The 26,217-nt window shown below is 41.5% G+C and carries 26 protein-coding genes and 4 pseudogenes; 13 read left to right on the top strand and 17 right to left on the bottom strand.

What is annotated here, in order from left to right; translation table 11 throughout:
• Positions 1-27: 27 nt before the first annotated feature.
• Positions 28-384 carry a carbonic anhydrase gene (locus SD31_RS04490; RefSeq protein WP_262506530.1) on the top strand — a complete coding sequence of 119 codons (357 nt, stop codon included), beginning with the start codon at positions 28-30 and terminating at the stop codon, positions 382-384.
• Positions 385-525: 141 nt separating this feature from the next.
• Here SD31_RS04490 and SD31_RS04485 read toward each other — a convergent pair whose 3' ends face one another.
• Together SD31_RS04485 and SD31_RS04480 are read right to left on the bottom strand one after the other, a co-directional pair.
• Complete coding sequence (locus SD31_RS04485; protein WP_039053254.1) at positions 526-2,097, bottom strand: M56 family metallopeptidase; 1,572 nt, start codon at positions 2,095-2,097, stop codon at positions 526-528.
• A gap of 4 nt (positions 2,098-2,101) precedes the next feature.
• Entirely contained in the window at positions 2,102-2,467 is a 366-nt protein-coding gene (locus SD31_RS04480; RefSeq protein WP_039053253.1) for a BlaI/MecI/CopY family transcriptional regulator, read from the bottom strand.
• Positions 2,468-2,596: 129 nt separating this feature from the next.
• Between SD31_RS04480 and SD31_RS04475 the strand changes: the two genes are divergently transcribed.
• Both SD31_RS04475 and SD31_RS04470 read left to right on the top strand, forming a co-directional pair.
• A complete protein-coding gene (locus SD31_RS04475) occupies positions 2,597-2,905 on the top strand; it encodes a hypothetical protein (protein ID WP_039053252.1) in 309 nt (102 codons plus the stop codon).
• A 595-nt stretch (positions 2,906-3,500) separates the two neighbouring features.
• Positions 3,501-4,791: pseudogene (locus tag SD31_RS04470) on the top strand (citrate synthase).
• Between the two features lie 60 nt (positions 4,792-4,851).
• On the opposite strand, the gene SD31_RS04465 reads toward SD31_RS04470, so the two are convergent.
• Positions 4,852-5,271 (bottom strand): RNA-binding S4 domain-containing protein, encoded by a 420-nt coding sequence (locus tag SD31_RS04465; protein WP_039053258.1) that lies wholly within the window; start codon positions 5,269-5,271, stop codon positions 4,852-4,854.
• A 107-nt stretch (positions 5,272-5,378) separates the two neighbouring features.
• Between SD31_RS04465 and SD31_RS04460 the strand changes: the two are divergent.
• The 6 genes and pseudogenes from SD31_RS04460 to SD31_RS18390 all read left to right on the top strand — a co-directional run bounded on the left by SD31_RS04460 (position 5,379) and on the right by SD31_RS18390 (position 9,491).
• Positions 5,379-6,201 (top strand): annotated as a pseudogene (locus SD31_RS04460) (2,3,4,5-tetrahydropyridine-2,6-dicarboxylate N-succinyltransferase).
• Positions 6,202-6,214: 13 nt separating this feature from the next.
• Entirely contained in the window at positions 6,215-6,796 is a 582-nt protein-coding gene (locus SD31_RS04455) for an L-threonylcarbamoyladenylate synthase (RefSeq protein WP_039053251.1), read from the top strand.
• 275 nt (positions 6,797-7,071) lie between these two features.
• Positions 7,072-7,287 carry a DUF4920 domain-containing protein gene (locus SD31_RS18400; protein ID WP_231561167.1) on the top strand — a complete coding sequence of 72 codons (216 nt, stop codon included), beginning with the start codon at positions 7,072-7,074 and terminating at the stop codon, positions 7,285-7,287.
• A gap of 123 nt (positions 7,288-7,410) precedes the next feature.
• Positions 7,411-8,196: a dihydropteroate synthase gene (gene folP, locus SD31_RS04445; protein ID WP_410528232.1), complete on the top strand. Its 786-nt coding sequence runs from the start codon at positions 7,411-7,413 to the stop codon at positions 8,194-8,196.
• Between the two features lie 7 nt (positions 8,197-8,203).
• Positions 8,204-8,953, top strand: coding sequence for a branched-chain amino acid transport system II carrier protein (locus tag SD31_RS18395; RefSeq protein WP_231561166.1), 750 nt, complete (start codon positions 8,204-8,206; stop codon positions 8,951-8,953).
• Entirely contained in the window at positions 8,904-9,491 is a 588-nt protein-coding gene (locus SD31_RS18390; protein WP_231561165.1) for a branched-chain amino acid transport system II carrier protein, read from the top strand. Before SD31_RS18395 ends, SD31_RS18390 begins: the two co-directional genes overlap by 50 nt.
• 49 nt (positions 9,492-9,540) lie before the next feature.
• Here SD31_RS18390 and metG read toward each other — a convergent pair whose 3' ends face one another.
• On the bottom strand, positions 9,541-11,610 hold the full coding sequence (metG, locus tag SD31_RS04435; protein WP_039053249.1) for a methionine--tRNA ligase: 2,070 nt from the start codon (positions 11,608-11,610) through the stop codon (positions 9,541-9,543).
• Positions 11,611-11,758: 148 nt separating this feature from the next.
• Here metG and SD31_RS04430 point away from each other — a divergent pair, with 148 nt between their 5' ends.
• From SD31_RS04430 to SD31_RS18375, 4 genes and pseudogenes are all read left to right on the top strand, one after another.
• A complete protein-coding gene (locus SD31_RS04430) occupies positions 11,759-12,661 on the top strand; it encodes an LD-carboxypeptidase (protein WP_039053248.1) in 903 nt (300 codons plus the stop codon).
• Positions 12,658-13,065 (top strand): DoxX family protein, encoded by a 408-nt coding sequence (locus tag SD31_RS04425; protein WP_039053247.1) that lies wholly within the window; start codon positions 12,658-12,660, stop codon positions 13,063-13,065. The genes SD31_RS04430 and SD31_RS04425 overlap by 4 nt, the downstream gene beginning before the upstream one ends.
• A gap of 223 nt (positions 13,066-13,288) precedes the next feature.
• A pseudogene (locus tag SD31_RS18385) lies at positions 13,289-14,304 on the top strand (phosphoenolpyruvate carboxykinase (ATP)).
• Positions 14,231-14,908, top strand: coding sequence for a phosphoenolpyruvate carboxykinase (ATP) (locus tag SD31_RS18375; RefSeq protein ID WP_231561162.1), 678 nt, complete (start codon positions 14,231-14,233; stop codon positions 14,906-14,908). The pseudogene SD31_RS18385 and the gene SD31_RS18375 overlap by 74 nt, the downstream one beginning before the upstream one ends.
• Before the next feature lie 103 nt (positions 14,909-15,011).
• Here SD31_RS18375 and SD31_RS04415 read toward each other — a convergent pair whose 3' ends face one another.
• The 13 genes and pseudogenes from SD31_RS04415 to SD31_RS04355 form a co-directional block, all read right to left on the bottom strand.
• Positions 15,012-15,470: a hypothetical protein gene (locus SD31_RS04415; protein WP_039053246.1), complete on the bottom strand. Its 459-nt coding sequence runs from the start codon at positions 15,468-15,470 to the stop codon at positions 15,012-15,014.
• 4 nt (positions 15,471-15,474) lie between these two features.
• Positions 15,475-16,011, bottom strand: coding sequence for a DUF420 domain-containing protein (locus SD31_RS04410; RefSeq protein WP_231561161.1), 537 nt, complete (start codon positions 16,009-16,011; stop codon positions 15,475-15,477).
• Positions 16,012-16,019: 8 nt separating this feature from the next.
• Positions 16,020-16,682, bottom strand: coding sequence for a photosynthetic protein synthase I (locus SD31_RS04405; RefSeq protein WP_156138197.1), 663 nt, complete (start codon positions 16,680-16,682; stop codon positions 16,020-16,022).
• 53 nt (positions 16,683-16,735) lie between these two features.
• The gene (locus SD31_RS04400; RefSeq protein WP_039053243.1) at positions 16,736-17,113 is read right to left on the bottom strand and encodes a cytochrome C oxidase subunit IV family protein; all 378 of its coding nucleotides are present in this window, start codon (positions 17,111-17,113) and stop codon (positions 16,736-16,738) included.
• Between the two features lie 31 nt (positions 17,114-17,144).
• Positions 17,145-17,885 carry a cytochrome c oxidase subunit 3 gene (locus tag SD31_RS04395; protein WP_039053242.1) on the bottom strand — a complete coding sequence of 247 codons (741 nt, stop codon included), beginning with the start codon at positions 17,883-17,885 and terminating at the stop codon, positions 17,145-17,147.
• Positions 17,886-17,986: 101 nt separating this feature from the next.
• A complete protein-coding gene (locus SD31_RS04390; protein WP_231561160.1) occupies positions 17,987-18,481 on the bottom strand; it encodes a heme-copper oxidase subunit III in 495 nt (164 codons plus the stop codon).
• Between the two features lie 5 nt (positions 18,482-18,486).
• Positions 18,487-19,395, bottom strand: a complete 909-nt coding sequence (gene cyoE / locus SD31_RS04385; protein WP_039053241.1) for a heme o synthase — start codon at positions 19,393-19,395, stop codon at positions 18,487-18,489.
• Positions 19,396-19,438: 43 nt separating this feature from the next.
• Positions 19,439-20,482: a COX15/CtaA family protein gene (locus tag SD31_RS04380; protein WP_039053240.1), complete on the bottom strand. Its 1,044-nt coding sequence runs from the start codon at positions 20,480-20,482 to the stop codon at positions 19,439-19,441.
• A gap of 56 nt (positions 20,483-20,538) precedes the next feature.
• A pseudogene (locus SD31_RS04375) lies at positions 20,539-22,310 on the bottom strand (cbb3-type cytochrome c oxidase subunit I).
• 128 nt (positions 22,311-22,438) lie between these two features.
• On the bottom strand, positions 22,439-23,758 hold the full coding sequence (locus tag SD31_RS04370) for a cytochrome c oxidase subunit II (protein ID WP_052258650.1): 1,320 nt from the start codon (positions 23,756-23,758) through the stop codon (positions 22,439-22,441).
• Between the two features lie 46 nt (positions 23,759-23,804).
• The gene (locus SD31_RS04365; protein WP_039053238.1) at positions 23,805-25,031 is read right to left on the bottom strand and encodes a hypothetical protein; all 1,227 of its coding nucleotides are present in this window, start codon (positions 25,029-25,031) and stop codon (positions 23,805-23,807) included.
• Positions 25,032-25,045: 14 nt separating this feature from the next.
• Positions 25,046-25,687, bottom strand: coding sequence for a cytochrome c (locus SD31_RS04360; protein ID WP_410528231.1), 642 nt, complete (start codon positions 25,685-25,687; stop codon positions 25,046-25,048).
• On the bottom strand, positions 25,680-26,216 hold the full coding sequence (locus SD31_RS04355) for a DUF3341 domain-containing protein (protein WP_039053236.1): 537 nt from the start codon (positions 26,214-26,216) through the stop codon (positions 25,680-25,682). Before SD31_RS04355 ends, SD31_RS04360 begins: the two co-directional genes overlap by 8 nt.
• Between the last annotated feature and the right edge of the window lies 1 nt (position 26,217).

The raw sequence follows: 26,217 nt of genomic DNA, 5'->3' as shown, positions 1-26,217 counted from the left end.
CGGCGATAGTCGTAGTACCGACAACATATTCATMGTCAGCGTGGACATTACGGTTGTGGAGGGGTGGCAGCAGCCCTCAGCCGCCGACAGTTTGGCATCATCGACAACTGGCTATGCCACATTAAAGATGTGTACCGCATCCACGCCAAAGAGATTGACGCTATAGCAGATATGGAGAAAAAAGCAGACCGTCTGGTAGAGCTGAACGTCAAAGAGCAGGTGTTCAACCTATGTACTACTTCCATCGTCCAGAATGCATGGAAAGAAAGAGACGATCTTGCCGTCCATGGTATGGTCATTAACATTGCCACAGGAGAGTTGATAGATACAGGTAATACCTTCACCAACAATAGCGACTTGGGTGAAGTTTTCGCCTACAAATAGAAAAAAAGCACTCGAAATTTCGAGTGCTTTTTGATTTATTTTTAGTGATGGAAAAGTGCAAATAAAGATTAGGAGTTAGCCTTTTTGGTCTTAATCTTAATGACCGCCTTCTTGTTGCTATTGCCCAAATATTTTTTTGCTTTATCCCCTTTTATGAATAGTGATAGAGGAGATTTCTTCGGGAGCAAGATCCGACAACTCAAAATTATCCTTCATGACATTCTCATCTACCACATAGAGCAGATCGTTGCCACGCGGGTTTTTATTTCCTCTGAGTCGGAAACCTGTCACAGCTATAGCCGAATCGGCATTCGCTAGCGCCCCCATAGCTATCTTCAAACTCTGGTCTCTGAGGCTCTTCAGCTCTTGGAGGTTTATTTGCTTATCGTTGATGAAGAATTTTTCTCCATTGCCCCAGAAAGTAAAGGCCATGGATTTGCTAATGCTATCTGTCAGTTTCTTTACCGCTTCCGCATCATAAGAAGGAAAAGCTGTAGCTCCAAGGTAGATTTTCTTGTGAAAAGCAGAGTCCCCGATAACAAAAGATACGGCCCCTTTGACACTATCAACCAACCTTTTGGCATCAAAGCTTTTTGTCAACGCTTTAATATTGTCATTTCTCATTATGGTGAGCGCCGAAATAAGGGAATCCCTCCCGTCAATCTTTATTACCGGTGGTTCAGGTACGCTCAGTGTCTTAAAATCTACAAGAATGCCTGTGTCTGGCGTAATAATCTGTTTAACGGTGCCTTTTGACTTTATGATTATGGTGTCTTCGGGAACTTCTACAGCTACCAAAGGTATTTCTCCCGTAAAACGTACGATATCTGTAATAACTTGATCTGCCTTCTCTACGGAAAATGAAGCACCCGCCATCAACAGAATAGGAAGCAGAAAGGCATACTTTCCTAAATGCACTTTCGAAGAACGTTTTTTATTCATCATCATAATACGTTTTTTTAGGATCTTAAAGTTGAAGCGCGTGCTCACATCCACAGACAAGCCATTTTGTGTCACATGCAACAACGAATATTGATATTTCTGTTTGTCTACACCTTTGTTCAACACTTGCTGGTCCGTCAAAAATTCCAAATTCTGACGCACAGCCTTACGTATAAGCCATACAAAGGGATTGTACCAACACAATATGAGGATGATCTCAAAAGTAAGAATGTCTAGTGTATGAATCCCCCTTACATGTACGCTTTCATGTGCAAAAATGTCATATAATTCCTTCTCTTTATGCTGAGGCCTATGTACGTATATCTTGTCGAAGAACGAAAAAGGAACTACCGGAAACAGCACATTACGGAAGCTGTAAGAATTCCATGTGGAAGCTCCGAATTGCGATGGATGCGTCTTAAGCTCAACAGCTGGATAAGAAGAACGAAAAAAGAAAACTGCCGCGACAATTTCCATCACTGCAATTATGCTGTCCGTCAAGGTGAAAGCCGCCTCTTTGACCTCCTCACTAGACAACGACGCCAGTAACGACAAAATATCAGGAAGCTGTTGCGCCGGAATAACCTCATAGCGCATGAACCAGCTTTTTACATCCCAAAAAGGATATACAAAAGCGTACATACTGCCCAGCAGTAGATACAGCCGGTTCATCTGGTAGAATGTAAGTCCTCTCAATAAGAAATAGTATCCTAGGTACAACAAGGCCAACAGCAGGTTGACTTGTATAATATAGGTTAGTAGACTTTCCATAATTTTAGGATTTATTGTTCTTTATCATCTCCAATATTTCTTCCAATTCTTGCGGGCTAAGCTTTTCCTCTTTCACAAAGAAAGAAACCATCTCCTTGTAGGAATTCTTGAAATAATCGCCCACAAAAGAGGTCACAAACTTAGCTCTATAGTCTTCAAGGGAAATCAAAGGCTCGTATCTTTTCGCATTGGCATATTTTACGGCTTTCACATACCCCTTACGCTCTAGATTCTTTATGGTAGAAGCCAGTGTCGTATAAGGAACCCTCTCCTCCGGCTTCATGTTTTCCAAAATTTCCTTCACAAATCCACCGTTCAGCTCCCAAATCGATCGCATAGCTTCTTCTTCCTGAATAGTCAATTTCTCCATAACACACGTAATATTTTATTTCAAAGGCTAAATTACGAACTTTTCGTAGATGTACAATTTTTTCGTAAAATTTTAACACTTTTTCACAATAGCTGGTTTTCAGCACATTAACACATTTATTTTGTTGGCTTGGTAAATCAAGACGTGCCTCATGTGTTGATGAAACGTTCCAACTTACCCATTAATAAAATGTTATGGAAAGAAGAAGGTGTATATGTGCTGAGTAAGAACACAATTTCTGATGCAATCAAAGAGGGGACAAACCGAGCAAATAACATTATAATTTCACTAATGATTGAAGATTATCCCGGTGACCAATACTTAATTAATAAAGCCAAAGGGGCGTTCAATATTAGACGTTATTTAGATATTATTGAATTCAGACATAAGGACAAAATATTGACATTGCAAAATCCTTATAAAAACAAAGGAGATTGACAAATCAATCTCCTTTGCGTGGGTTGTCATACCATAAGGATGACATCCCTGTAGTACAAATAACCTAACCTTTTAATATAAACAAGTATGAACCAAAGAATTGGCATCTTCTTCAATAACCTAATGTCAAAAGTGAAAGATTTTAGACAAAGTCTTTCTGAAATTGTCGCTAATGAAGCTAAGAGCTCCTATGAAACGAAAAGCTCGACAAGAGCCACGTCGGTCTAAATGATGAAATAATTCTTTAATAATGGTATCTGGATGGTAGAAAATGGAACGATTTTACATTTGGTTTTTCGGGGCTATCCACAGTTAAATCATAAAAAAAGACCGTTTCGGGGTCATTAAGCCCCCCTAGGGAATTAACTGTGTATATGTTTTTAATTTTTCTTATATTGTCTACGCGATAAGCAAAGGGTAACCCATTTCGGAAAGTTATCATTCTAACCAAATTTTAGGCAGAAATAGATAATCAGGGAGTTAAACAGTATTGTGTCTTACTATTAATATGACCGATAAATGGCATTTTAAGTCCCTATAAGTTTAGAATTTCTTATTGAATTTTATACTTTTGTATAATACAAGAAAATTGATTATGTCGGAAACAGCATCTATTACTTTAAATGGCAAGACTTTAGAGCTGCCTGTTATCACAGGAACAGAGAACGAGAAAGCTATTGATATTTCACAATTAAGACAACAAACAGGATATATAACTTTAGACCCAGGATTCAAAAACACAGGTGCTACCAAAAGTGCCATTACTTTTTTGGATGGTGAAAAAGGTACTTTTAAAATTAATCGCGGCTATAAGATCGAAGACTTAGCCGAAAAATCTACCTTCTTGGAAGTAGCTTACCTTTTGATATACGGAGAATTGCCAACTAAAGAAGTGTTGGAAAAATTCAAGGTCGGATATCAAATCCCAAATGATGGTTCACGAAGACATGAAAAATTTCTTCGCGGGATTCCCATCAAAATCTCACCCTATGGGTCAGCTTTCGTGTTTGGTAGGTGCTTTATCAGCGTTCTATCCAGAATCTTTAAATCCTAATCAAAACGAAGACGAAGAGTACCGTACTATCGTAAACCTTTTAGGAAAAATGCCTACCATCGTTTCTTGGATTCACAAGAAATCGTTAGGTCATCCAGTAGTATATCCTAAGAAAGATTTCGGATATATCGACAATTTCATGAATATGATCTTCGGCGAAGTAAACTGTGATAAGATCTTCGACGAAGTGGTGTTGGACGCTATGCGTGTGTTGTTGATTTTACACGCTGACCACGAACAAAACTGTTCTACTTCTACCGTACGTATCGTAGGTTCTTCAAATGCCAACCTATATGCTTCTATTTCTGCAGGTATCAACGCCTTGTGGGGTCCTCTACACGGAGGTGCCAACCAAGCCGTTATCGAGATGTTGGAAGCTATCAAAAACGATGGTGGCGACGTTCAGAAATACATTGCCAAAGCAAAAGATAAAAACGATCCGTTCCGCCTTATGGGCTTCGGACACCGTGTTTACAAAAACTTCGACCCACGTGCTAGAATCATCAAAAAAGCGTGTGACGATGTGTTGGCTAAATTAGGTGTTAAAGATCCTGTATTGGATATTGCAAAGAAACTGGAAGAAGCCGCCCTTTCGGACGAGTACTTCATCCAAAGAAAACTATATCCAAACGTAGATTTCTACTCTGGCATTATCTACCGTGCATTGGGCTTCAGCTCAGAAATGTTTACTGTGCTTTTTGCCTTAGGCCGTCTTCCTGGATGGATTGCCCAATGGAAAGAAATGCGCGACAACAAAGAGCCTATCGGTCGTCCAAGACAAGTATATATTGGTGAAGTAGACCGTGAATATGTAGACATCGAAAACAGATAATCATTACTTTCATTTTCATAAAAAAGGCAGGATATTCCTGCCTTTTTTATTTATTAATGATTAATCGTCATCTTCATCATCTATATCCCACCAGTCACTGCTCTGCAGCTCATCGATCTCGCGGCGGTCGCGTTTGGTAGGACGTCCCGTACCGCGATCCCTCTTCAATATAGGGGCATGAAACATGGATTTAAAGCCGTAAGTTTCCTCTACCGGCGTCAGATCTTCATAATATTGTACGGCCGTCTTGGCGTCTACCCTCCTCTCCAGCAGCCCGGTGACTTTCACCACCTTCTTCTCTATTCCTTTCTGTATGGTGAAAGTATCCCCCACCTTCACGACATACGAGGCCTTCACATTCTGTCCGCTCAGCTTGACACGTCCGGCCTTACAGGCTTCCGTCGCTAAGCTGCGCGTCTTGAAGATGCGGATAGCCCACAAATATTTATCGATACGTAATTTTTCAGACTCGTTTGCCATATCCAAAAATACCATTATTCTCTTAAAATATTACTTTCTACACACCAAGGTTTTAAAGAAAAATAATCATATTTGTAGTTAATAATAACGAATACTAAATCAAAAAAATGGAAATTCTAAAACTTCAAAAACTAGTAGAAGAAGCTTGGGAGGACAGACAATTATTAGGTAATAAAGAATATTTCGAGGCTATCCAAGCCGTGATCATGAAGTTGGACAACGGCGAGTTGCGTGTAGCGGAACCTATGGGATCGCTATGGCATGTCAACGACTGGATCAAAAAGGCCGTAATTTTATATTTCCCAATACGTGATATGAAGGTTATCGAAAACACACCTTTCGTCTATCACGACAAGATGAAGTTAAAAACCAACATATAAAGAGTTAGGCGTACGCGTAGTACCGGGAGCGTCGGCACGTTATGGGGCCTTCCTTGGCAAAGGGGTTATCATGATGCCTTCCTATGTGAATATCGGTGCCTACGTAGATGAAGGTACTATGGTAGATACTTGGGCTACGGTAGGTTCTTGTGCCCAGATCGGTAAAAACGTCCATCTTTCTGGAGGTGTAGGCATAGGTGGTGTGTTGGAGCCAGTACAAGCTTCTCCGGTAATTATTGAGGACAATGTTTTTGTAGGTTCTCGTGCCATCGTGGTAGAAGGGGTACGTGTGGAAAAAGAAGCCGTGTTGGGAGCTAACGTAGTACTTACCGCGTCCACCAAAATTATTGACGTGACAGGTGATGAGCCGGTAGAGTACAAAGGCTATGTGCCTGCCCGTTCGGTGGTAATTCCGGGCTCATACACCAAAAAATTCCCTGCCGGAGAATATCAAGTGCCTTGTGCTCTTATCATCGGCAAGCGTAAAGAATCTACAGACAAGAAAACGTCTTTGAACGATGCTTTACGTGAACATAATGTAGCAGTATAACATTAGCACAACCATGGCTCGCACCTTAGTAGATAAAGAGGACTTAAATAAGGCCTTAGAAACACTGAAAAATGGAGGAATAATATTGTATCCCACCGACACTATATGGGGTATAGGTTGCGATGCGACAAATCCTGAGGCTGTGGAGAAAGTTTTCGCACTGAAAGGCCGTGACAAAAGCAAAAGTATGATTGTCCTTCTCCATAACGACAATCAGCTTGCCGGCTACGTCAACGACGTGCCGGAAGTGGCATACCAGCTTATTGAAGTGGCTGACCGCCCGATGACCATCATCTACTCCAACGCCAAAAATCTGGCATCCAATGTGATAGCAGAAGACGGAAGTGTCGGCATACGCATAGTAAATCATCCTTTCTGCCAGCAGCTATTACAACGCTTCAGAAAGCCTATCGTGTCCACCTCAGCAAACATCAGTGGCCAGCCTTCTGCTGCTGCCTTCGATGAAATCGCCGAAGAAATAAAACAAGGAGTAGACTACATCGTGCAATATGGCCAACAAGATACTACGAAGGGAAAACCTTCCATTATCATGAAGCTGGACCCTTCGGGAAAGTTTGAATTTATACGTAAATAATCAATTTGATATGAAAAAGTTAGTTAGTTTGTTCGCTTTCGTCTTAGCAATGACCGTTACTGTCTTTGCACAACAAAGCATTCAACCGGCAAAACCAGGGGTTAACTACGGTAAGACTATTACTGCCAAAAATGCTATCTCTGTGAAAAAGTTGGAGCAGTCCTTGAAAGAGAAAAAAGAATACACAGGAAAGATTGAAGGCGAAGTTGTAGGAGTTTGCAAAGAAAAAAGGTTGTTTTCTCACATTAAAAAGAGAAGGACAAGAAGAGCCTATCATGGTTCGTTTCAAAGACTACGGCTACTTCGTCCCTACCGACATTGTAGGTAAAAAGGTTGTGATTGAAGGGAAAGCCAAAGTCAAAGAGCTCTCCGTGAAGCAGCTGAAACACAATGCAGAAGATGCAGGCAAAAGCGCTGAAGAAATAGCAAAAATCACCTCTCCAAAAACAGATATCAACATTGTTGCGGACGGTGTGTTAGTCGTTAAATAAATATTAACATCGAATCAAAGAAAGGCTGTAGTAGTTTATTACAGCCTTTTTTTTTATTTTTACAGTATAATGAATAAGCTAACGACTCATCCTTGTCAATCTATTAACCTAAGAGGTCGGCTCATGACTTTCGAGAAACCCAAGATTATGGGGATACTGAACGTTACACCCGACTCTTTTTTTGATGGTGGTAAACATCAATCTCTAGAAAAGGCTCTTATCCATGCCGAACAGATGATAGCCCATGAAGTAGATATCATCGATATAGGAGCCTATTCATCCAGACCGGGAGCACCACTGATTTCTTCTCAGGAAGAGATGGACAGAGCTCTGCCTGTCATCGAAGCGCTAAGTAGACAATTTCCTGAGGTTCCGCTTTCAATAGATACCTTTCGTGCGGATGTCGCAAAGGCTGCTATTCTCGCCGGAGCTCATATCGTCAACGACATTTCGGGAGGACTGTTGGATGACGACATGTTCAATACCGTGGCTAAGCTTCAAGTGCCTTATGTGCTAATGCATATGCGTGGTACACCGGAAACCATGCAGCAGCTGACCGATTACGACGACGTGGTAAATGATGTTGCCGTAGACCTAGGTAGCAAAATTTCCAAGCTTCGGGAATTAGGGGTAAGAGATATTATCGTAGATCCCGGATATGGGTTCGCGAAAACTATAGAACAAAACTACGAGCTGCTATTCCGTGTGGACGAACTTCATTATCACGGTTTACCTATCCTGGGAGGCATTTCCCGTAAGTCGATGATATACAAGAAACTGAACATCAGTCCGCAGGAAGCCCTAAACGGTACGACAGCACTCAATACTTTACTGTTGGAACGTGGGGTACAGATCTTGCGTGTACACGATGTTAAAGAGGCAAAACAACTAACTCAATTATTATTCTAATCACAGTATGAAGAAAAGAAAAGACATCCTGACGATAGGTTTTGCACTGTTTGCCATGTTTTTTGGAGCAGGCAACCTACTCTTGCCACCTTTTATAGGACTTCAGGTCGGCGAACACACCCTCATAACCATCTTAGCCTTCGGGCTGACAGGTATTCTCCTTCCTTTTTTGGGAATCCTATCCATCGTTAAATCTGGAGATACCATCTACGACTTAGGAAATCGGGTGAATCCATATCTTGCTCCCATTCTCGGAACAATCATTATGCTCTGCATAGGACCTTTAATAGCTATCCCACGTACGGGAGCTACCACATTCGAAGTAGGAATATTACCTAACTTTCCCAACTTCAATCCTATTATATCCTCTATTATTTTCTTTAGTCTCACATGGATCTTGAGTATTTCACCCTCTAAGGTGGTGGATATCATAGGAAATATTCTTACACCTCTTCTTTTGGTGCTTTTGTTTATCCTGATTGTGGTAGGTCTGTTGCATCCTATCGGGCCTTTTGCTTCTTCCGGATTGACCCCTACACAGTCTTTCAAGTTCGGTTTTACCGAAGGATATCAGACAGTAGATATGTTAGCCTCTCTGGTATTTGCTGGCATCATCATCGCGGCAGCACAGGCCAAAGGATATAAAGAAATTCATCAGAAAAGTTCAAGTAGTAACATCTGCCGGAGCCATATCTTCTCTTTGTCTCGTGTGCATATATGGAGGGCTCGTCTACCTAGGAGCCACCTCCGGTATTGAAGACAAAGAAATAGGCCGATCAGCATTATTGATACATATAGCGCGCAGCACCTTAGGCGATTTGGGAATGATAGCCATAGGTTTATGTATTGCGTTAGCATGTCTTACTACGTCTATCGCTCTCACTACGGCTGTAGGCACCTTCTTCTCAAAGCTTACAAACAACAAGTTAAGCTATAAACTGTTGGTAACCCTATGTACTATATTTTCCGGTGTGCTGTCTATTTCCGGAGTGGATAAAATCATTCAGTTTGCCTACCCTCCATTAGCGTTTGTATATCCTATCGCCATTACCTTGGTGCTCTACATTCTTATTTTCGGAAACTTCATTAAAAGTAAAGCTCCTTATGTGGGAGCTTTGATAGCGACAACAGTGGTTGCTGCTTTCAACGTAGGAATCATGCTAAACCTGCTGAATCAAGAGCAGGTTCCTTTCTTCAGCCAATTACCACTATCCGACTTAGATCTAGCTTGGGTAGTTCCATCTATCCTTGGTTTTCTGATAGGATTAGCTTTCGATAAACTGAAAAAGCAATAAAAATAGGGCTAAGAAATTCTTAGCCCTATTTTTCTTCAGCCTTCTAAACTTATCGCACGGTACTTCCCGGTTTGATAGCCGTGTGCGGACTGACGAAGTCCAATCTTCCGTCTGCATCTTCTGCCATCAGAATCATACCCTGTGATTGTATTCCCTTGATTTCTCTTGGTTCTAAGTTAACAAGAATAGAAACCTGTCTACCAATAATTTCTTCCGGCTTGAAATATTCTGCAATACCGGAAACTACCGTACGCCGGTCGATACCGGTATCTATTTTAAGCTTCAATAGCTTTTTGGTTTTGGCGACCTTTTCCGCTTCTAGGATTGTTCCTACGCGAATATCTAATTTCATGAAGTCATCGAACGAGATATTGGCTTTTGCCGGCGTCACGGGAGCTGCAGCCTTAGCGTTTGCTGCTTTTGCTGCCGCCAATTTTGCCAACTGAGCTTCCACCTGTTCATCGGTAATCTTTTCAAATAGCATCTGTACTTCTCCTAGCTGAGCATCCACCGGAAGGATGTCCGCCTTACCGGCCTTATCCCAGCTTTGAGGGTTTATGTTAAGCATTTGAAACAGCTTCTCAGTCGTCTTAGGCAAGAACGGCTGTCCCATAATAGCTAGGTTGGCTACAATCTGCACCGCTACATTGAGGACAGTTTTCACGCGCTCTTCGTCTGTCTTAATGACCTTCCATGGCTCTTCATCAGCCAAGTATTTGTTGCCTAGGCGGGCAGCATTCATGAAATGTGCTAAAGCTTCACGGAAACGATAGTTGCCAATGGACTGGGCAATAAGCTCCGGATATTTGCTTAATTCGTCAAATACAGCTTTATCGGTATCATTAAACGCCGAACCCAACAACACCTTGCCTCCAAAATATTTGTGAGAAAGAACCATCACACGGTTTACGAAGTTACCCAAGATAGCGACAAGCTCATTATTGACGCGTGCCTGGAAATCTTTCCATGTGAATTCACTATCCGATGTCTCAGGCAAGATTGACGTCAACACATAGCGTAGTTCATCTTGCTTGCCCGGGAACTCTTCCAGATATTCGTGCAACCACACCGCATGGTTACGTGAGGTTGAAAGTTTGTCACCTTCGAGGTTGAGGAATTCGTTTGCTGGAACATTTTCCGGCAAGATGTAACCTCCATGGGCATGCAAGATTGCTGGAAAAATAATGCAGTGGAATACGATATTGTCTTTACCGATGAAGTGAATCAACGTAGAATCGTCTTCCGGATTGTCGTGCGTCTTCCAGTAATCCTCCCAATTTTTGCCGTTGTCCAAAGCCCACTGCTTGGTCGCTGAAATATATCCTATAGGAGCGTCCAACCAGACATACAGCTTCTTGCCTTTAGCCTCCTCCAATGGTACATCAACACCCCAGTCCAGATCGCGTGTCATCGAACGAGGCTGTAATCCCGACTTAAGCCATGACGAACATTGGCCGAACACGTTGGACTTCAACACATCCTTCTTACCCTCTATCAACCATTTCTCCAGCCAAGGCTGATACTTGTCCAATGGCAGGTACCAGTGCTTCGTTTCTTTCAAGATAGGCGTGTCACCACTTAAAGTAGATTTTGGATTGATAAGGTCGGTAGGATTCAGTGAAGTACCACATTTCTCACATTGGTCACCGTAAGCTCCTTCGCTCTGACAGTGTGGACACGTTCCCGTGATGTATCTGTCTGCTAGGAACTGATCGAACTTTTCGTCATAATACTGCTCGGAATATTTCTCGATAAATTCTCCTTTGTTGTAGAGGTTCAAGAAAAACTCTTGCGACAGTTCATGATGTATAGCCTCCGACGTACGGTGATAAATGTCGAAAGAGATGCCGAAATTTTCGAAAGATTCTTTAATCTGCTTGTTGTATTTGTCTATAACTTCCTTCGGCGTGATTCCCTCTTTCTTAGCACGGATGGTGATGGCAGCGCCATGCTCATCCGAACCGCACACATACACTACGTCTTTGTTATTAAGACGCAAAAATCGAACGAAAATATCTCCCGGAATGTATGCTCCAGCCAAATGTCCTATATGCAACGGTCCATTTGCATACGGAAGTGCTGAAGTGATCGTATAACGTTTTTTAGTCAGACTGCTCAATATATTGTATTTTTAATGGTGAAACTCTCAAAATTCAGAGTACAAAGATAATTCAATTTGAGTTTATATTAATACGCCTGACTCAAAATAATAATGTGTAAATTGCGAAAGAAACAATTTCGTATTAAAAAGCACTAACAAATTGAATATGAACATTCCTCCATATCTAAAAGAAGGAGATAAAGTTGCCGTACTATGTCCCGCCAGTTATATTGAGGCGGACCTTACGCCGGCTTACGACATATTGAAAAGTTGGGGACTACAACCGGTCATTTATGATTCGGTATTGGCACAGCATTACCAGTTTGCCGGGGAAGATGAACTTCGTACCAAAGACCTGCAGGAAGCTCTCGACAATCCCGAAATTAAGGCCGTCATTGCAGGGCGTGGTGGCTATGGATGTATACGTATCATCGATAGCATAGACTTCTCCGCCTTCCGTAAAAATCCGAAGTGGATGGTGGGCTTCAGCGATGTGACCGTGATATTGAGCCATATACAGCAGCAGTTCGGCGTTCCCGTAATTCATGGCCAGATGGTGAAAACTTTCCTCGATGCCACCAAAGAATCGCTGGAAAGTCTGAAAAATGCTCTTTTCGGCCTGCCGAACCACATCAGCTATACTTTTTCTGAGTTTCCTCATCGCCAGGGAACGGCGGAAGCTATCCTCACCGGAGGAAATCTGGCATTGCTACACAGCATCATAGGCTCACCATCCGAAGTAGATTATGAAGGCAAGATTCTCTTTATCGAAGATGTCGGAGAATCGCTCTACAACATAGACCGTATGCTGTGGACCTTGAAAAGAGCCGGCCGCCTGCAAAAACTTAAAGGGCTTATCGTCGGAGGCTTCACCGAACTGAAAGACTACGACCCTCCCTTTGGGCAAAGCTTCCAGGAGATTATCTTCGACAAGGTCAAAGAATACGATTATCCCGTAGCTTTCGGCTGTCCGGCAGGACATATCGAAGACAATAGAGCTCTGACCTTTGGCAAAGAAATTGTCCTGACAGTCGATGAGTCAAACGTAAACATACAATATAAATCATGAGCCGTTCATCACGCAGAAAACAAATCGACATAGGCTTATTGCTTATACGTGTGACCGTGGGAGGCAGCATGCTAGCCTTTCACGGGATACCCAAACTTATGAAAGGGCCCGAAGTCTGGGAAAAAATTGGGGCAGCAATGAGCAATATAGGTATACATTTTTTTACCCCCTTTTGGGGTTTTGCCGCCACCATGGCCGAAACCGTGGGAGCACTTTTTGTCATTTTAGGTTTATTTTTGAGACCTTCGGCAGCCGTGTTGGCATTTACCATGCTCATCGCATTCATCAGCCATCTTAGCAAAGGAGATTCGCTAGCAGCCGCTTCCCACCCCTTGGAACTCATGCTCGTTCTCATAGCGTTGGTTATCACGGGAGCAGGGTCTTATGCTATTGACAAAAAATAAACATATTTTGTCTTTTTTATGAATTTGGATTAAAAGATTTTGGAGCCGGAATTAAATTATTATTAATTCTGGCTTTGAATTAAAAAACGATTTTTAATAATCGTTTTGATTACAGAAGAAAAATCCAACGAAATCCAGACATCGCAAAAAAAATCATAAAAATAAAAGAAGTTAAGTTACAGCTGGCATAACTCTATACCTTAGCCTTAAAATTAAACACTTTATGATCATGGAGAGATTAGATGCTGGCTCAAAGAGCGATTTAATCGACTTAACAGAAATGGGCATTATCGCCCGAAAAGTTTACTTCAATCTTGATAATCAAACGTTAACCCAACAGACATTGGATTTGGGTCAGGGAAAGCTGAACGACCTAGGGGCCCTATGCGTCACTACAGGAAAGTTCACTGGCCGTTCGCCTAAAGACAAGTTTATCGTTAAAGACAGTATTACGGCACATACCATAGACTGGGGAGACGTCAACCTTCCCATATCGGAGGAGGTGTTTCATAACCTATATACTAAGATGAAAGCTTTCTTGCAAGGGAAAGACATCTGGGTGAGACATTGCTTTGCCGGAGCAGACAAAAATTACAGAATCAATGTTACAGTAATCAACACCACCCCATGGGCTAACCTTTTCTGCAATAATCTTTTCATCTCTCCATCGGAAGAAGAACTCTCTTCTTTTGAAAAAGAATGGATTATACTTCAAGTTCCTGAATTCCTTGCCGACCCTGCTGTGGATGGAACAAGATCAGGGAACTTCACCATATTAAATTTCACGGAGAAAGTCATCCTCATCGGGGGCTCCGCCTATACCGGTGAGATGAAAAAAGGTATCTTCTCGGTACTGAACTTCATCCTGCCTCATCAATACAACATTCTGCCGATGCACTGCTCGGCCAACGAAGGTAAAGATGGCGACGTTTCACTTTTCTTCGGATTGAGTGGTACAGGAAAGACCACCTTGTCGGCCGATGCCAACAGAAGCCTTATCGGAGATGATGAACACGGATGGGCAGAAGGTCGGTATTTAATTTCGAAGGAGGTTGTTACGCCAAAGTCGTAGACCTCAGCGCCGAAAAAGAACCCGAAATCTATGGGGCTATACGTCCCGGAGCCCTGCTAGAAAACGTGGTATTCTTCGAAAACAGCAACGTGGTTGACTTTTCCAATACCTCCATCACCGAAAATAACTCGTGTAGCATATCCCATAGACTATATCCCCAACGCTAAGGTGCCATCCTTGGGAGGAAATCCTAAAAACATTTTCTTCCTGACCTGCGATGCCTTTGGCATCCTTCCTCCTATCGCCAAGCTTACCAAAGCACAGGCTATGTACCACTTCATCTCAGGATATACTGCCAAGGTGGCGGGAACAGAAGTAGGTGTTACGGAGCCTCAGACAACCTTCTCAGCTTGTTTTGGTCGCGTATTCTTGCCGCTTCACCCTACGCAGTATGCCGAACTATTGGGGGAAAAGCTCGAAAAGCATCCGGACGTAAACGTGTGGTTGGTAAATACGGGATGGACCGGCGGTAAGTATGGTGTGGGTAAGCGCATGAACCTCAAATATACAAGGGCAATGATTAATGCAGCCATGCGTGGTGATTTGGACAACGTGGAATATGTGGCCCACGAGGTCTTTGGCGTACTGAAACCGCAGTCTTGTCCCGGTGTGCCTGCCGAAGTGCTGAACCCTCGCAACACTTGGGACGACAAAGAAGAATATGATAAGCAGGCCATAGAGCTGGCAAAACTCTTTGTCAACAACTTCAAACAGTACGAACAGCACGCCAACGAAGAAATCCTTTCTGCAGCACCAAAAACTACACTATAATAAAAAAGCGGTGAAAATCACCGCTTTTTCCTTCCCTTCTCTCAATTCATCCTCTCTCGTTTTATAGTCTCAAGGAGATTTGATAGTTCTTACACTTTCGATTTTATTTAAACACCCTATAATGCCAGCTTTGTGAAAAAGGGATTTTCCACTTGGAAGCCAGCTCCTCAGAGTTTTGGATCAGATGGTTATATACCAAGGTGTCTTCCTGCACTTTACCGCTATTTACCATTTCCTCGAATTCTTCTCTTCGCACTAGAGCTGTCTTACCCTCTTCATCGATATACGCCACCCATAGTCTGTCGAAGAAGTCCACTCCGAACTTCTCTCCCAGTCCTTTTATAAAATGCACTGACTTATCTATAGAACATCCTGTCACCAAAGCTACGGCCTCATCCACCTCCACCACAAGGAAAAGTTTGTCAACGACAGTGATCTTTCCTGCCAGAGGCGTACCATGCGCCGTCCAAGAAGCAACAAATTCTGCCGACAGCTTTTCTATTTCCTTAACTTCAGATTCTTCAAGAAATCTGTCAGCCTGATATATCCACACTCTGCTCATACGCTTAATGATTATAATAAGGAGAAATCATAAGATAGACGATCACGCCTGTCACAGCTACATACAACCACATAGGATAGGTTATCCTCGCCAGCTTCTTATGTCTTTCATAAGCCCCAGCTATTCCTCTCACGAAAGTGAACAACACGAAAGGAATAATGGCTATAGATAGCACAATATGCGTGAACAATATGAAGTAGTATACATAACGGATGAAACCTTCGCCTCCGTAAGGTGTAGAATCCGAAGTCATATGGTATGCCACGTACATCAATAAGAATAAACTAGAACATGCCATACACACCTTGATCAAGGTCTCATGCAACGATGTATTACCCTTCTTTACCGCCGATACCGCCCACACAAGCAATACCGCCGTCAGTCCATTGATGGAAGCATAGATAGGAGGCAAGAATGATAAAGGCTGCACATCATACCCCATCTTTCTAAGGTTGATGACAAATAGGGCTGCCACAGCCAAAGGAATCAATATCGATAATATCCAGATAATGTTCTTATACTTTTTTTCTGCTTCTGTCATTCCCATGATTATTTTTGTTCTATTTTAAGAGGTCTGTTTCGCGCCTCTTCAACCAACTGAACCTTAATCTCATCCTCCAAGCGTTCCATCTCCTTGTATTGGTTGATGTCGTAAAAACCTCTAATACGTCGTTGTGTGTCTATCAAAATATAATTGTTGCTAAAAATATAGCTTCCATCAGCATTTTGATGCGCATCGATCAAAAAGTTATCCTGCACATAGTCAAAGATAGCAGAATCCGGCCTTACAATAAACCAGGTATCTGGATATTGACGCGCATATGATTTTTGGATATATGCAAGATCCTCTCGGGATTCTTCAGGATTCAATGAGATAGAATAAAATTTCACTTTATGAATATTTCTGAAGCGCTCCACCACAGGCTGCACGCTGGTCAACAAGGTTTTGGATAAACCGTCGTCCTTAGCAACAAATAGATGTACCACGGTAATCACCGTATCTTCCTGCAAAAATTTTGAAGCTTTCCCTTCGCTGTCGTATAACGCTACCGGCCTGATCTGATGATATACCGTGTCAGGAATTTCACGTCCCATCTTACGGTTCATCTTACCAGACAAGGTTTTCTCACCATATATAGGCAGCTTCAGATATTGATTCGAAGCGATTTTATTAATGGCTATATACAAAAATCCTGGCACCAGTAAAACCATTGCCAGGATTATAAGCTTTGATATATTTCTCTTGTTTGAGATTTTAGTCATTATTACTTGTTAGGATAAAGCGGATGTTCATTGAAATGATGCAACAAATAACCGCCTTCAATCAACAATAAAGCGATGAAGTAAACAATGAAAATAAAGACTATACTACAGATGACGATGAAACTAGATTTCTCGAATTTCAAGTGCATGAAGAATGCTACAATGTAGTAAGCTTTCAACAACGTCAATGCAATATAGATAGTATTAACCAAAGCACCTTTTTGTAAGATACCCCAGTGATGAACAAATCCCAACGCAATTAAGAATTCCAATGCTGTCAATGCTAACAACACAAAGAATACACTCCAAATGCGTTTTTTGTCCATGCCTTCACCGTGCTCGTGAGCATCATGTGCTGCTATATGATCGTGATGTGCCATTTTCTATTTATAAAAATTATAAGTCCACAAATTAGATTAAGTAGAAGAATGTAAATACGAATACCCACACTAAATCCACGAAGTGCCAGTATAAACCTACTTTCTCAATCATTAGGTAAGTACCTCTTCTTTCGAAAGTGTTGTTTAAAGTCATGAAAAGCACGATGATGTTCAACAATATCCCTATGGATACGTGGAAGCCGTGGAAACCAGTAATAGTGAAGAATAAGTTAGAGAATTGCAATGCTGCTGTGTACGAAATCTCTTTAGTGAAGTATGGTTGCAAGGCAGCTGCAATAGCATCCGGATCAGTCAAACCTGTAGCAGGGTTTCTTCCGAACCAGAATCCTTGGTGGTGCAAGTGTGACCACTCAATAGCCTGACAGCCTATGAAACATAAACCGCCTAAGATGGTCCACAACATCCATTTCACGACCTCTTGTTTAGAATTTCTGTGTCCCGCTTCTACAGCCAACACCATAGTTACCGATGACATAATCAAAATGAATGTCATAATACCTACGAACACCAATGGTTGCCCTGAATCAGCAATCCCCGGAACAGATTGGAAAATTTTGTCCGCATCAATCCATGTAGGTTGCGCAAATTTTTGAGCACCATAATAAATTAAGAATGCTGAAAATGTAAAAGCATCTGAAATTAGGAAAAACCACATCATGATCTTTCCATACTCTAAATTCCAAGGCGACTTACCACCTGACCATGGCCCGTCTTTAACCTTATCCAAGTGCGATACAGTTGTTGTACTCATTGTTTACTATTATTGATTCAAAAGTAAGAAAACATATATATAAATCCATAAAAGATCTAAGAAAATGCCAAAAAATTGTCGCTAGATCCATTCTAAACACATTATTGTCTTGTGGAATAGGCTTCGCCGCACCTACATAGGCACGCAACAGCACCAATATTCCTGCAATAATGTGCGCTAAGTGCAAGCCCGTAAAAATATAGATAAAAGACTGATGATGCATTATTATTGATAAAATACACCCCCTGACTTGTCAATATCCCCCAAGCCTGTACTTGCAATACAAAGAACACAATGCCTAAAACAATCGTTGCTAACAACAATAGTTTTTGCTTAGCCAAATTGTTAACCTTCGCAGCCTTAAAAGCCATATGCAAAGTAACGCTACTAAGGATAATAACTATTGTACTGTAAACAAATGTCTGAGGCAAAATAGTTTTAATTCCTTTGTCTACCCCACTCGCCGTATACACAATAAATCCACTTGAAAGAGCTGCAAACATCATAAACATACCAATCATACCCAACCAAAGGTTGAATTTCTTGGCCTTACGCTGTTTACGTAGTTCTTCCAATTTTATGTCGTTCACTTCCATTTACGTTATTTGAAAGGAATAAAATCAAATAATAATATTAATTGAATCAAAGGCAGATAAAGAAACGATATATACATCACTTTCTTCGCCGACATGTCGGTGCGTTCCACCAGATGCTTGTAACCATACCAAGTGAAGGCCAGCCCCCCTAGTAACGCTACTGCTGTAAATACCCATCCTCCGAAGCCGAAATACATAGGCAGAAAACCTACCGGAATCATCAGCAACGAAGAGATAAAGATAAACCAAGCAGAAACTTTATCCTTCTCCAGTGATGGTAACAGCCTGATGCCCGCCCGCTTGTAGTCCTCATCCGCAACCCAAGCAATAGCCCAATAATGAGGATATTGCCAGAAAAACTGGATCAAGAACAATATGAACGGCGTCACGACGATAGCATATTCATTGACTTCCGTATAGGCTAATCCGAATCCTAAAGATTCAAAAGCTGCAAAATATCCTATCAGCGGAGGCAAAGCTCCCGGAATAGCACCCACCAATACGGCAATCCGCGACTTTGGTTTCAACGGTGTATAGGCAAAAGCATACAAAAAGATAGAGAACACAGAAAGCAAGCCCGCCACAAAGTTAAGCTTCACCAACACCATAGTACCTAAAATGCCCATAAGAACACTTAGTACTAGCGCCTGACCTGTAGTCATACGCTCCGCCGGCAAAGGACGGTCCATAGTGCGCTTCATCAGCTTATCTATGTCTTTCTCTATAATCTCGTTGAAGCCGTTTGCCGCTCCCGTCACCAAGAAACCGCCTATCGTCAGCATCAACCAGTTGATCCACATTATTTCACCCTGCTGCTTCGCTCCCATCAAAAACGATATGGAAGCAGAAAAAACAACAGTTAACGTCAATCGTAATTTGACAAGCTTGTTAAAATCTGAAATAAAAGTTTTCATTTGACTTCCTTACTCCTTATCCTCCGGCGACAATTACCATTATCTACCTTTTCAGCTTCGTCATCAACAGCATCAAATAATACTGAGCTCCGAAAAACAAACTTGCAATTACTAGATGTGTTGTCTGAACAAAAGCTGGAACTGCAAATCTAACTAATATTATTCCAGACAACATTTGTATTCCTACCAATATCAATATTACCCATGCATATTTACTCTGTAGTGACGATTTACTGAATCTATTTTTCACCAAGAAGAAAAATAACACAGTAATCAAAAGAGTAACATACGCAAGCATTCTGTGGATGTCATAATTGACACCTATCGATTCTATCCATTGCTCGCGAGGAAGTCCTTTCACATTCAGCTGGTCAATAATCTCCCGCACTTCGGTGCCATATACCACTTGAACAATCGTAATAATCAAGGATATGATAGCCAGAACCTTCAGTCCGGTAGAAGGATAATTGACCAAAATCTTTTTATTGCGCATTGTCGTAGCAAGATAGAATGTATAAATACTCACTCCTACTATTAACAATGCTAACAACATATGTACTGTAATAATCCAAGGCATCAAGTTGGTAGATACAACAATAGATCCCAACCAAGCTTGAAGAACTACAAACAATACATTAAGAACGCTCCAAACTACAATAGATGGTTTTGACTTGACATAAATGAAGGAATAAAAGGCTGTGAAAAGTAAAGCAAAACCTGAAACGACACCAACCAAACGGTTGATATATTCTGTCCATGTTTTCGCAACATTAAAGTCCTCATGCTGCTTGATGGATTCATCATGTCGAATCTTATCTGCCATTTCCGCGAAGCCCAAACGTTCTATCAGCTTGGCAAAACGTTCGTTCTTCTTTATCCTTCCTTCCACATAATGCTGCTCATAACCTTCGGGCAGCTGGCTTATGTCGGTAGGCGGCACAATGCGGTTGAAACATTTCGGCCAGTCGGGGCATCCCATTCCTGAGCCAGTACTTCTCACCACACCTCCAGCAATGATGACAAGAAATAAGACGATAATAGTGAATCTATTAGCATTTATAAATCTTTTTTCACCTGCTGGATACATTACTCTCTCTTTATGTCAATTCAAAATATTTTGTAATAGAAGGATAGGCCCAAGACCTAACCTTCTACTACTCTATTATTTTCTTTGTTCCACTGCTCCTGAATACGGATCGCTTCTTCATCTCCTTCGAAGTCGTGATACATATTCGAACTCATAGTCTCAGAGAAAGGAACAGTCTGAGGAATGAAATCTTCGTGGTGACCTGGTTTACTGTAGTCATAAGGCCAACGATATACTGTAGGAATTTCTCCAGGCCAGTTACCGTGGATATGCTCTACAGGAGTAGTCCATTCCAATGTGTTCGAATTCCAAGGGTTTTGAGTAGCTTTCTTACCTTTCCAGATAGAACCGAAGAAGTTAATCAAGAAAGCTATCTGTCCTAGACCCGCAATGATAGCCGCCCATGTTACCAATACGTTTACTGATACCCATTTTTCCATGAAGGCAAACTCTGTAAAAGCATAGTAACGACGAGGAACACCATCCACACCCATAAAGTGCATTGGGAAGAACACCAGGTAAGCACCGATGAATGTCAACCAGAAGTGGAAATATCCTAACTTCTCGTTCATCATTCTACCAAACATCTTAGGATACCAGTGATAAACCCCACACAACATACCGAAGATAGAAGCTGAACCCATCACTAAGTGGAAGTGAGCTACTACAAAGTATGTATCGTGAAGGTTGATATCCAACGTAGCGTTACCTAAGAATAGACCTGTCAAACCTCCTGAGATGAAAAACGACACCATACCGATGGCAAACATCATCGCCGGAGTGAAACGAATGTTACCTCTCCACAATGTAGCCATATAATTGAACGATTTCACCGCAGAAGGAACAGCGATAATCAAGGTAGTGATCATAAATACACCACCCAAGAATGGTTCATACCTGTTACGAACATGTGGTGACCCCATACGATGAATGACAACACTGTAATACCTACTAAAGAGTAAACCATGGCATGGTAACCGAAGATAGGCTTACGAGCGTTTGTAGAAATAACTTCTGACGTCAAACCTAACGCAGGCATTACTACGATATATACCTCAGGGTGACCTAAGAACCAGAATAAGTGCTGGAACAAGATAGGAGAACCACCTTCATTAGGTAAGATCTGTCCTTGAACAACTAAGTCTGACAAGTAGAACGACGTACCAACAGAACGGTCGAAAATTAACAATACCGCTGCCGACACCAATACTGGGAACGATAACAAACCTACGATAGCCGTAAGGAAGAACGCCCAGATAGTCAAAGGCATTTTCCAAAGGTCCATACCTTTGGTACGCATGTTCAATATAGTAGAGATATAGTTTACACCACCCAATACCTGAGAAGCGATAAACAATACCATACTAGCCAACCATAAGGTCATACCCAATCCCGAACCTGCAATTGCAGTAGGAACGGCGGACAAAGGAGGATAGATAGTCCATCCCGCTGAAGCAGGACCACTTTCTACAAAGAAAGACGCTACCATGATAACACACGCCACCAAGAAGAACCAGTAGGACAACATGTTCATCAAAGGAGACGCCATATCACGGGCACCTATTTGATATGGAATCAACAAGTTACTGAAAGTACCTGATAGCCCCGCAGTCAATACGAAGAATACCATCATAGTACCGTGAATAGTAACTAATGACAAAAAGAAATCAGGTTTGATACGACCACCTTCTGCCCATTTTCCTAAGAACACCTCTAAAATAGGGAATTCTTTGTCTGGCCACGCCAATTGGATACGGAACAAAAGTGATAAAGCCATGGCGAAAAGCGCCATAATGATACCAGTGATCAAGAATTGCTTCGCAATCATCTTGTGGTCCTGACTAAATACATATTTAGTTAGGAACGTCTCATGGTGATGTCCATGTCCATCGTGATGAGCTGCGTCGTGTGATATAACTGTACTTGACATATTACTTTATAAAAAATCCTCTATAATTAATTTACTGAAGCTGTTTTAGCACCTTCCAATTCAACGTTATTAGCAGCAAATTCTTTCTGCAAATCTTCAGTGAAGTATTTCCCTTGTTTTGCTAACCACTCCTTATATTCAGCTTCGGTAACAACAATTACCTTTTTACCCATATTGTAGTGACCAGAACCACAGATTTTGTTACACAACATGATAAAGTCGTAATTCGGATCGTTCAACTTATCACGCATCTCTTCTGTAGTTACAGTTGGCGTAAATTGGAAATAGTTGGTCATACCTGGTACCGCGTTGATCTGCACACGGAAATCTGGAATATAGAATGAGTGGATAATGTCTTTTGAAAGAACATGGAAACGAACTGATTTATTTACAGGGATAACGATATCATCAGTCTGTAAATCGTCCCACGCCGCTTTATCATTGAAGTCGATACCGTAAGGGTTTGATGGTGTAGTCAACTTATAGTTGCGCTTACCAATCTGACCGTCAACACCTGGGTATCGGATGTTCCATTTGAATTGCTCAGCTAATACTTCAATTTGGATAGCTTCTTTCTGCAATTCCTCAGGAATGTTGGTGATAGATCTCCAAGTAAAGAAACCGAACAACACTAACACAGTCAAAACGATTGCCGGAACGATAGTCCACAATCTTTCGATAGCATCATTATGTGGGTAGTAGTAAGCTTTACGTTTAGCACGAGCTCTATAAATGTAAGTGAAAGACAATAGAACGATGTGTGTCAACACCAATACTGTCGTGGTAATCGCCAATGTGATGATAAACATACGGTCGATATCCTTACCATGCTCCGTAACAGCATCTCTCCAAGCCCAGCTACCCCAAACATCGTATGTATAGTAAACACCGCCTAAGAAAACAACTAGGAACGCGATAAACAAACCAGCTTGCAAGTTGTTGTTAGCATACTCGTTGTGTTTACCGTTCATTTTTCTTGTCAGCACATAAATCGAATGAATCTTACCGATTATGGCAATAATTGTACATACTACCAAGAATAACAACACATAGTAGAAGAAGTTTTTGTAAACCTGAGGGTCAATTTTCTTCACCTCTTCTGTAGTTGTTGTAGTAGTAGCGGCAGCGCTAGCATCACTTGATGATGCTTCCACCGCAGACGTAGCAGCTGAATCTGTCGTTGCAGCAGCGCTATCTACCGTCGTAGCAGGAGCAGCAGCTACTGCTGTTGTGTCAACTACTGTAGAATCACTTTGCACTGCCGATACCGGCGATGCAAAAAACATGCTGATTAATAGTAGTAAACCCGCTATGGATTTTAACCCGATATTACTTTTTAAATTCATTTCTTATATAAACGTTTGAACGTAAATGCTTCAATCTATATTATAATTATATCTGATGGTTTAAGCTTTCATCAAGGAATGGATGATGCTTAGGAACCAAGGCATGCTTACTGATCTTGTTCATTACCAAGAAAGTAAACAGACCGGCGAAACCAATAGCAGTACCTATTTCAATCAATCCGAAGTGTCTGTCAGCCTCAACAGTACCAGGCATAACCATAATATAATAATCTAACCAATGTCCGCACAACAATAAGATCGCTACGAACAACATGATGTTTTGTTTACGTTTAGCGTCTCTATCAACTAAGATTAGCAATGGCGCCAAGAAGTTGATAACAATGCTTAGCCAGAACCAAGGTTTGTACTCAGGCTCCCAACGTTTGTAGAAGTAAACAGTCTCTTCCGGAATGTTTGAGTACCAAATCAACATGAACTGAGCAAACCATACATATGTCCAGAAAATTGAGAAACCGAACATAAGTTTACCCAAATCATGCAAGTGGTTCTCGTTAACCCATGCCATGTAGCCTGCTTTCTTCAATAAAACAAGGATTACTACGATAGCAGCGATACCGCTTACCCACATAGCCGCAAAATTGTACCATCCGAACATTGTAGAGAACCAGTGTGCCTCCAATGACATGATAGTATCGAAAGACCATATAGGCGTAGTGAAACCAAAGATTACTAAGAAGATAGCTGATAATTTGAAGCTTCTCTTATAGGAGTTAAGACCACCTTCTAAATCTTCTTTGTAAGATAATTTAGCGATGATGAATGCAAAGATGCTGTAAGATCCCATGAATAAGATCTGACGGATCAAGAATGCAGGAACATTCAAGAAAGCCGACTTACCAGCAATGATTGGATCATACTTAGGGCTGTTAGTATCCAATAGCTCTGGATCTGCCCAGTGATGATACAACGTATGTGTGTTTAATCCAGCAGCAGCAATAACAAACAATACTATTGCGGCGATAGGTAAAACACTTGCCATAGCTTGAGGAATGCGCAGCATACCTACTGACCATCCAGATTGAGTAACCATCTGAAGCGCTATAAAGAAGGCACCAGCAGCACATACACAAGCAAAATAATATCCCATCAATAGTAGGTTTGCGAAAGTGCGCGTTGTATCACCGGTAGAAAGACCATATGCAATGGTAGCAACACCTAATACAACAGCAACTAAGCTAACAACCTTCGCTGTACCAGCAAATGTATATTGCTCGCTGAAATTATAATCGTGATGATGATTGTGAGTTCCCATTTATTAAATTGATGTTAGATTATTTCTTTTGTAATTCTTGAATCATACATAACTACTTTCCAACGCTCTTCAGGATTCAATTGAGATGCGTGCGATCCCATTGCATTCAAACCGTAGTAAATAGTATGATAAATCTTTCCGGCAGTCAAATCTGCCATTAATCCACCTCTTGACGAGTTGGCTCCACTAGATCTGGTGTACGCTGGAGGATTCGGGAAGTTCTCCAATTGACGAGTACCTCTTGAATCGGTCACCGTACGATCCTTTGTAATCGAACCATCACCCTTACCTTCTTTACCATGACATACAGCACAGTTCACCAAATATAGGTGCTCACCCTCTGCCAGGTTTTTCTCATTCACAGGAAGTGGGTTTGTCAACTCACGTCCCGCTCTTTCATAGTCCTCAGGTGTATTAGCGTATTCTTCACCAAACTTTTCAAATCCCTGTGGCAAGGTACCTGCTGGAGGAGTTTGAGCTGTTTGTTTATTTTTAAAATTATTGTTTGGCTGATCAGGATTGTATGCTATAGGATCGTACATGTTGCGCGAAAATTCCCAACCAGTACTACGCGTAGTACCATCCCCACAAGCAGTAGTTACTGCTGCGAAAGCTACAGCCATACATACAGCGCCAAGAAAATTCTTCTTATTCATAACTAACATATTTTCTTTCATTGTACTTAACTTCTACTGCTCCAGCTTCTTTTAATAATCTGTCAACCAAAGCATGATCTGTATTTTCACGAGCGTCAACTGCTAAAATAAAACGATCGTCTGTAGCTCTCAAATCCATCACTCGAGGTGCACGGCCCGGGAACAGGTGGTTGCGGAAAAAGAAAGTTGCAACCATACCCAATGCACATAATAAAATAGTACACTCGAATGTCACAGGTACAAAGTTTGGTAATGGCAATGATGGCTTACCACCGATATTCATAGGCCAATCATAAGCCATTGTATAGTAGAGTAAGCTAAAACCTAATGTCGCACCTAAGGCACCAAAGCAGAAAGCTGCTATCGGCAAGCGTGATGGTCTTACGCCCAACTTAGCTTCTATCCCGTGGATAGGCATAGGCGTATAACAATCATATATGCTTATGTTGTTTGCTTGCAATTTTTCAATCCCGTGCATCAAATCATCAGGATCGGCAAAACTACCAATTATATATTTTGTATTGCTCATT

The sequence above is a fragment of the Sphingobacterium sp. T2 genome (assembly GCF_000814685.1).
GTDB classification, from domain to species: Bacteria; Bacteroidota; Bacteroidia; order Sphingobacteriales; family Sphingobacteriaceae; genus Sphingobacterium; species Sphingobacterium thermophilum.
Note: the sequence above shows the minus strand (reverse complement) of the source record. Positions and strands in the feature narration are given on the sequence as shown.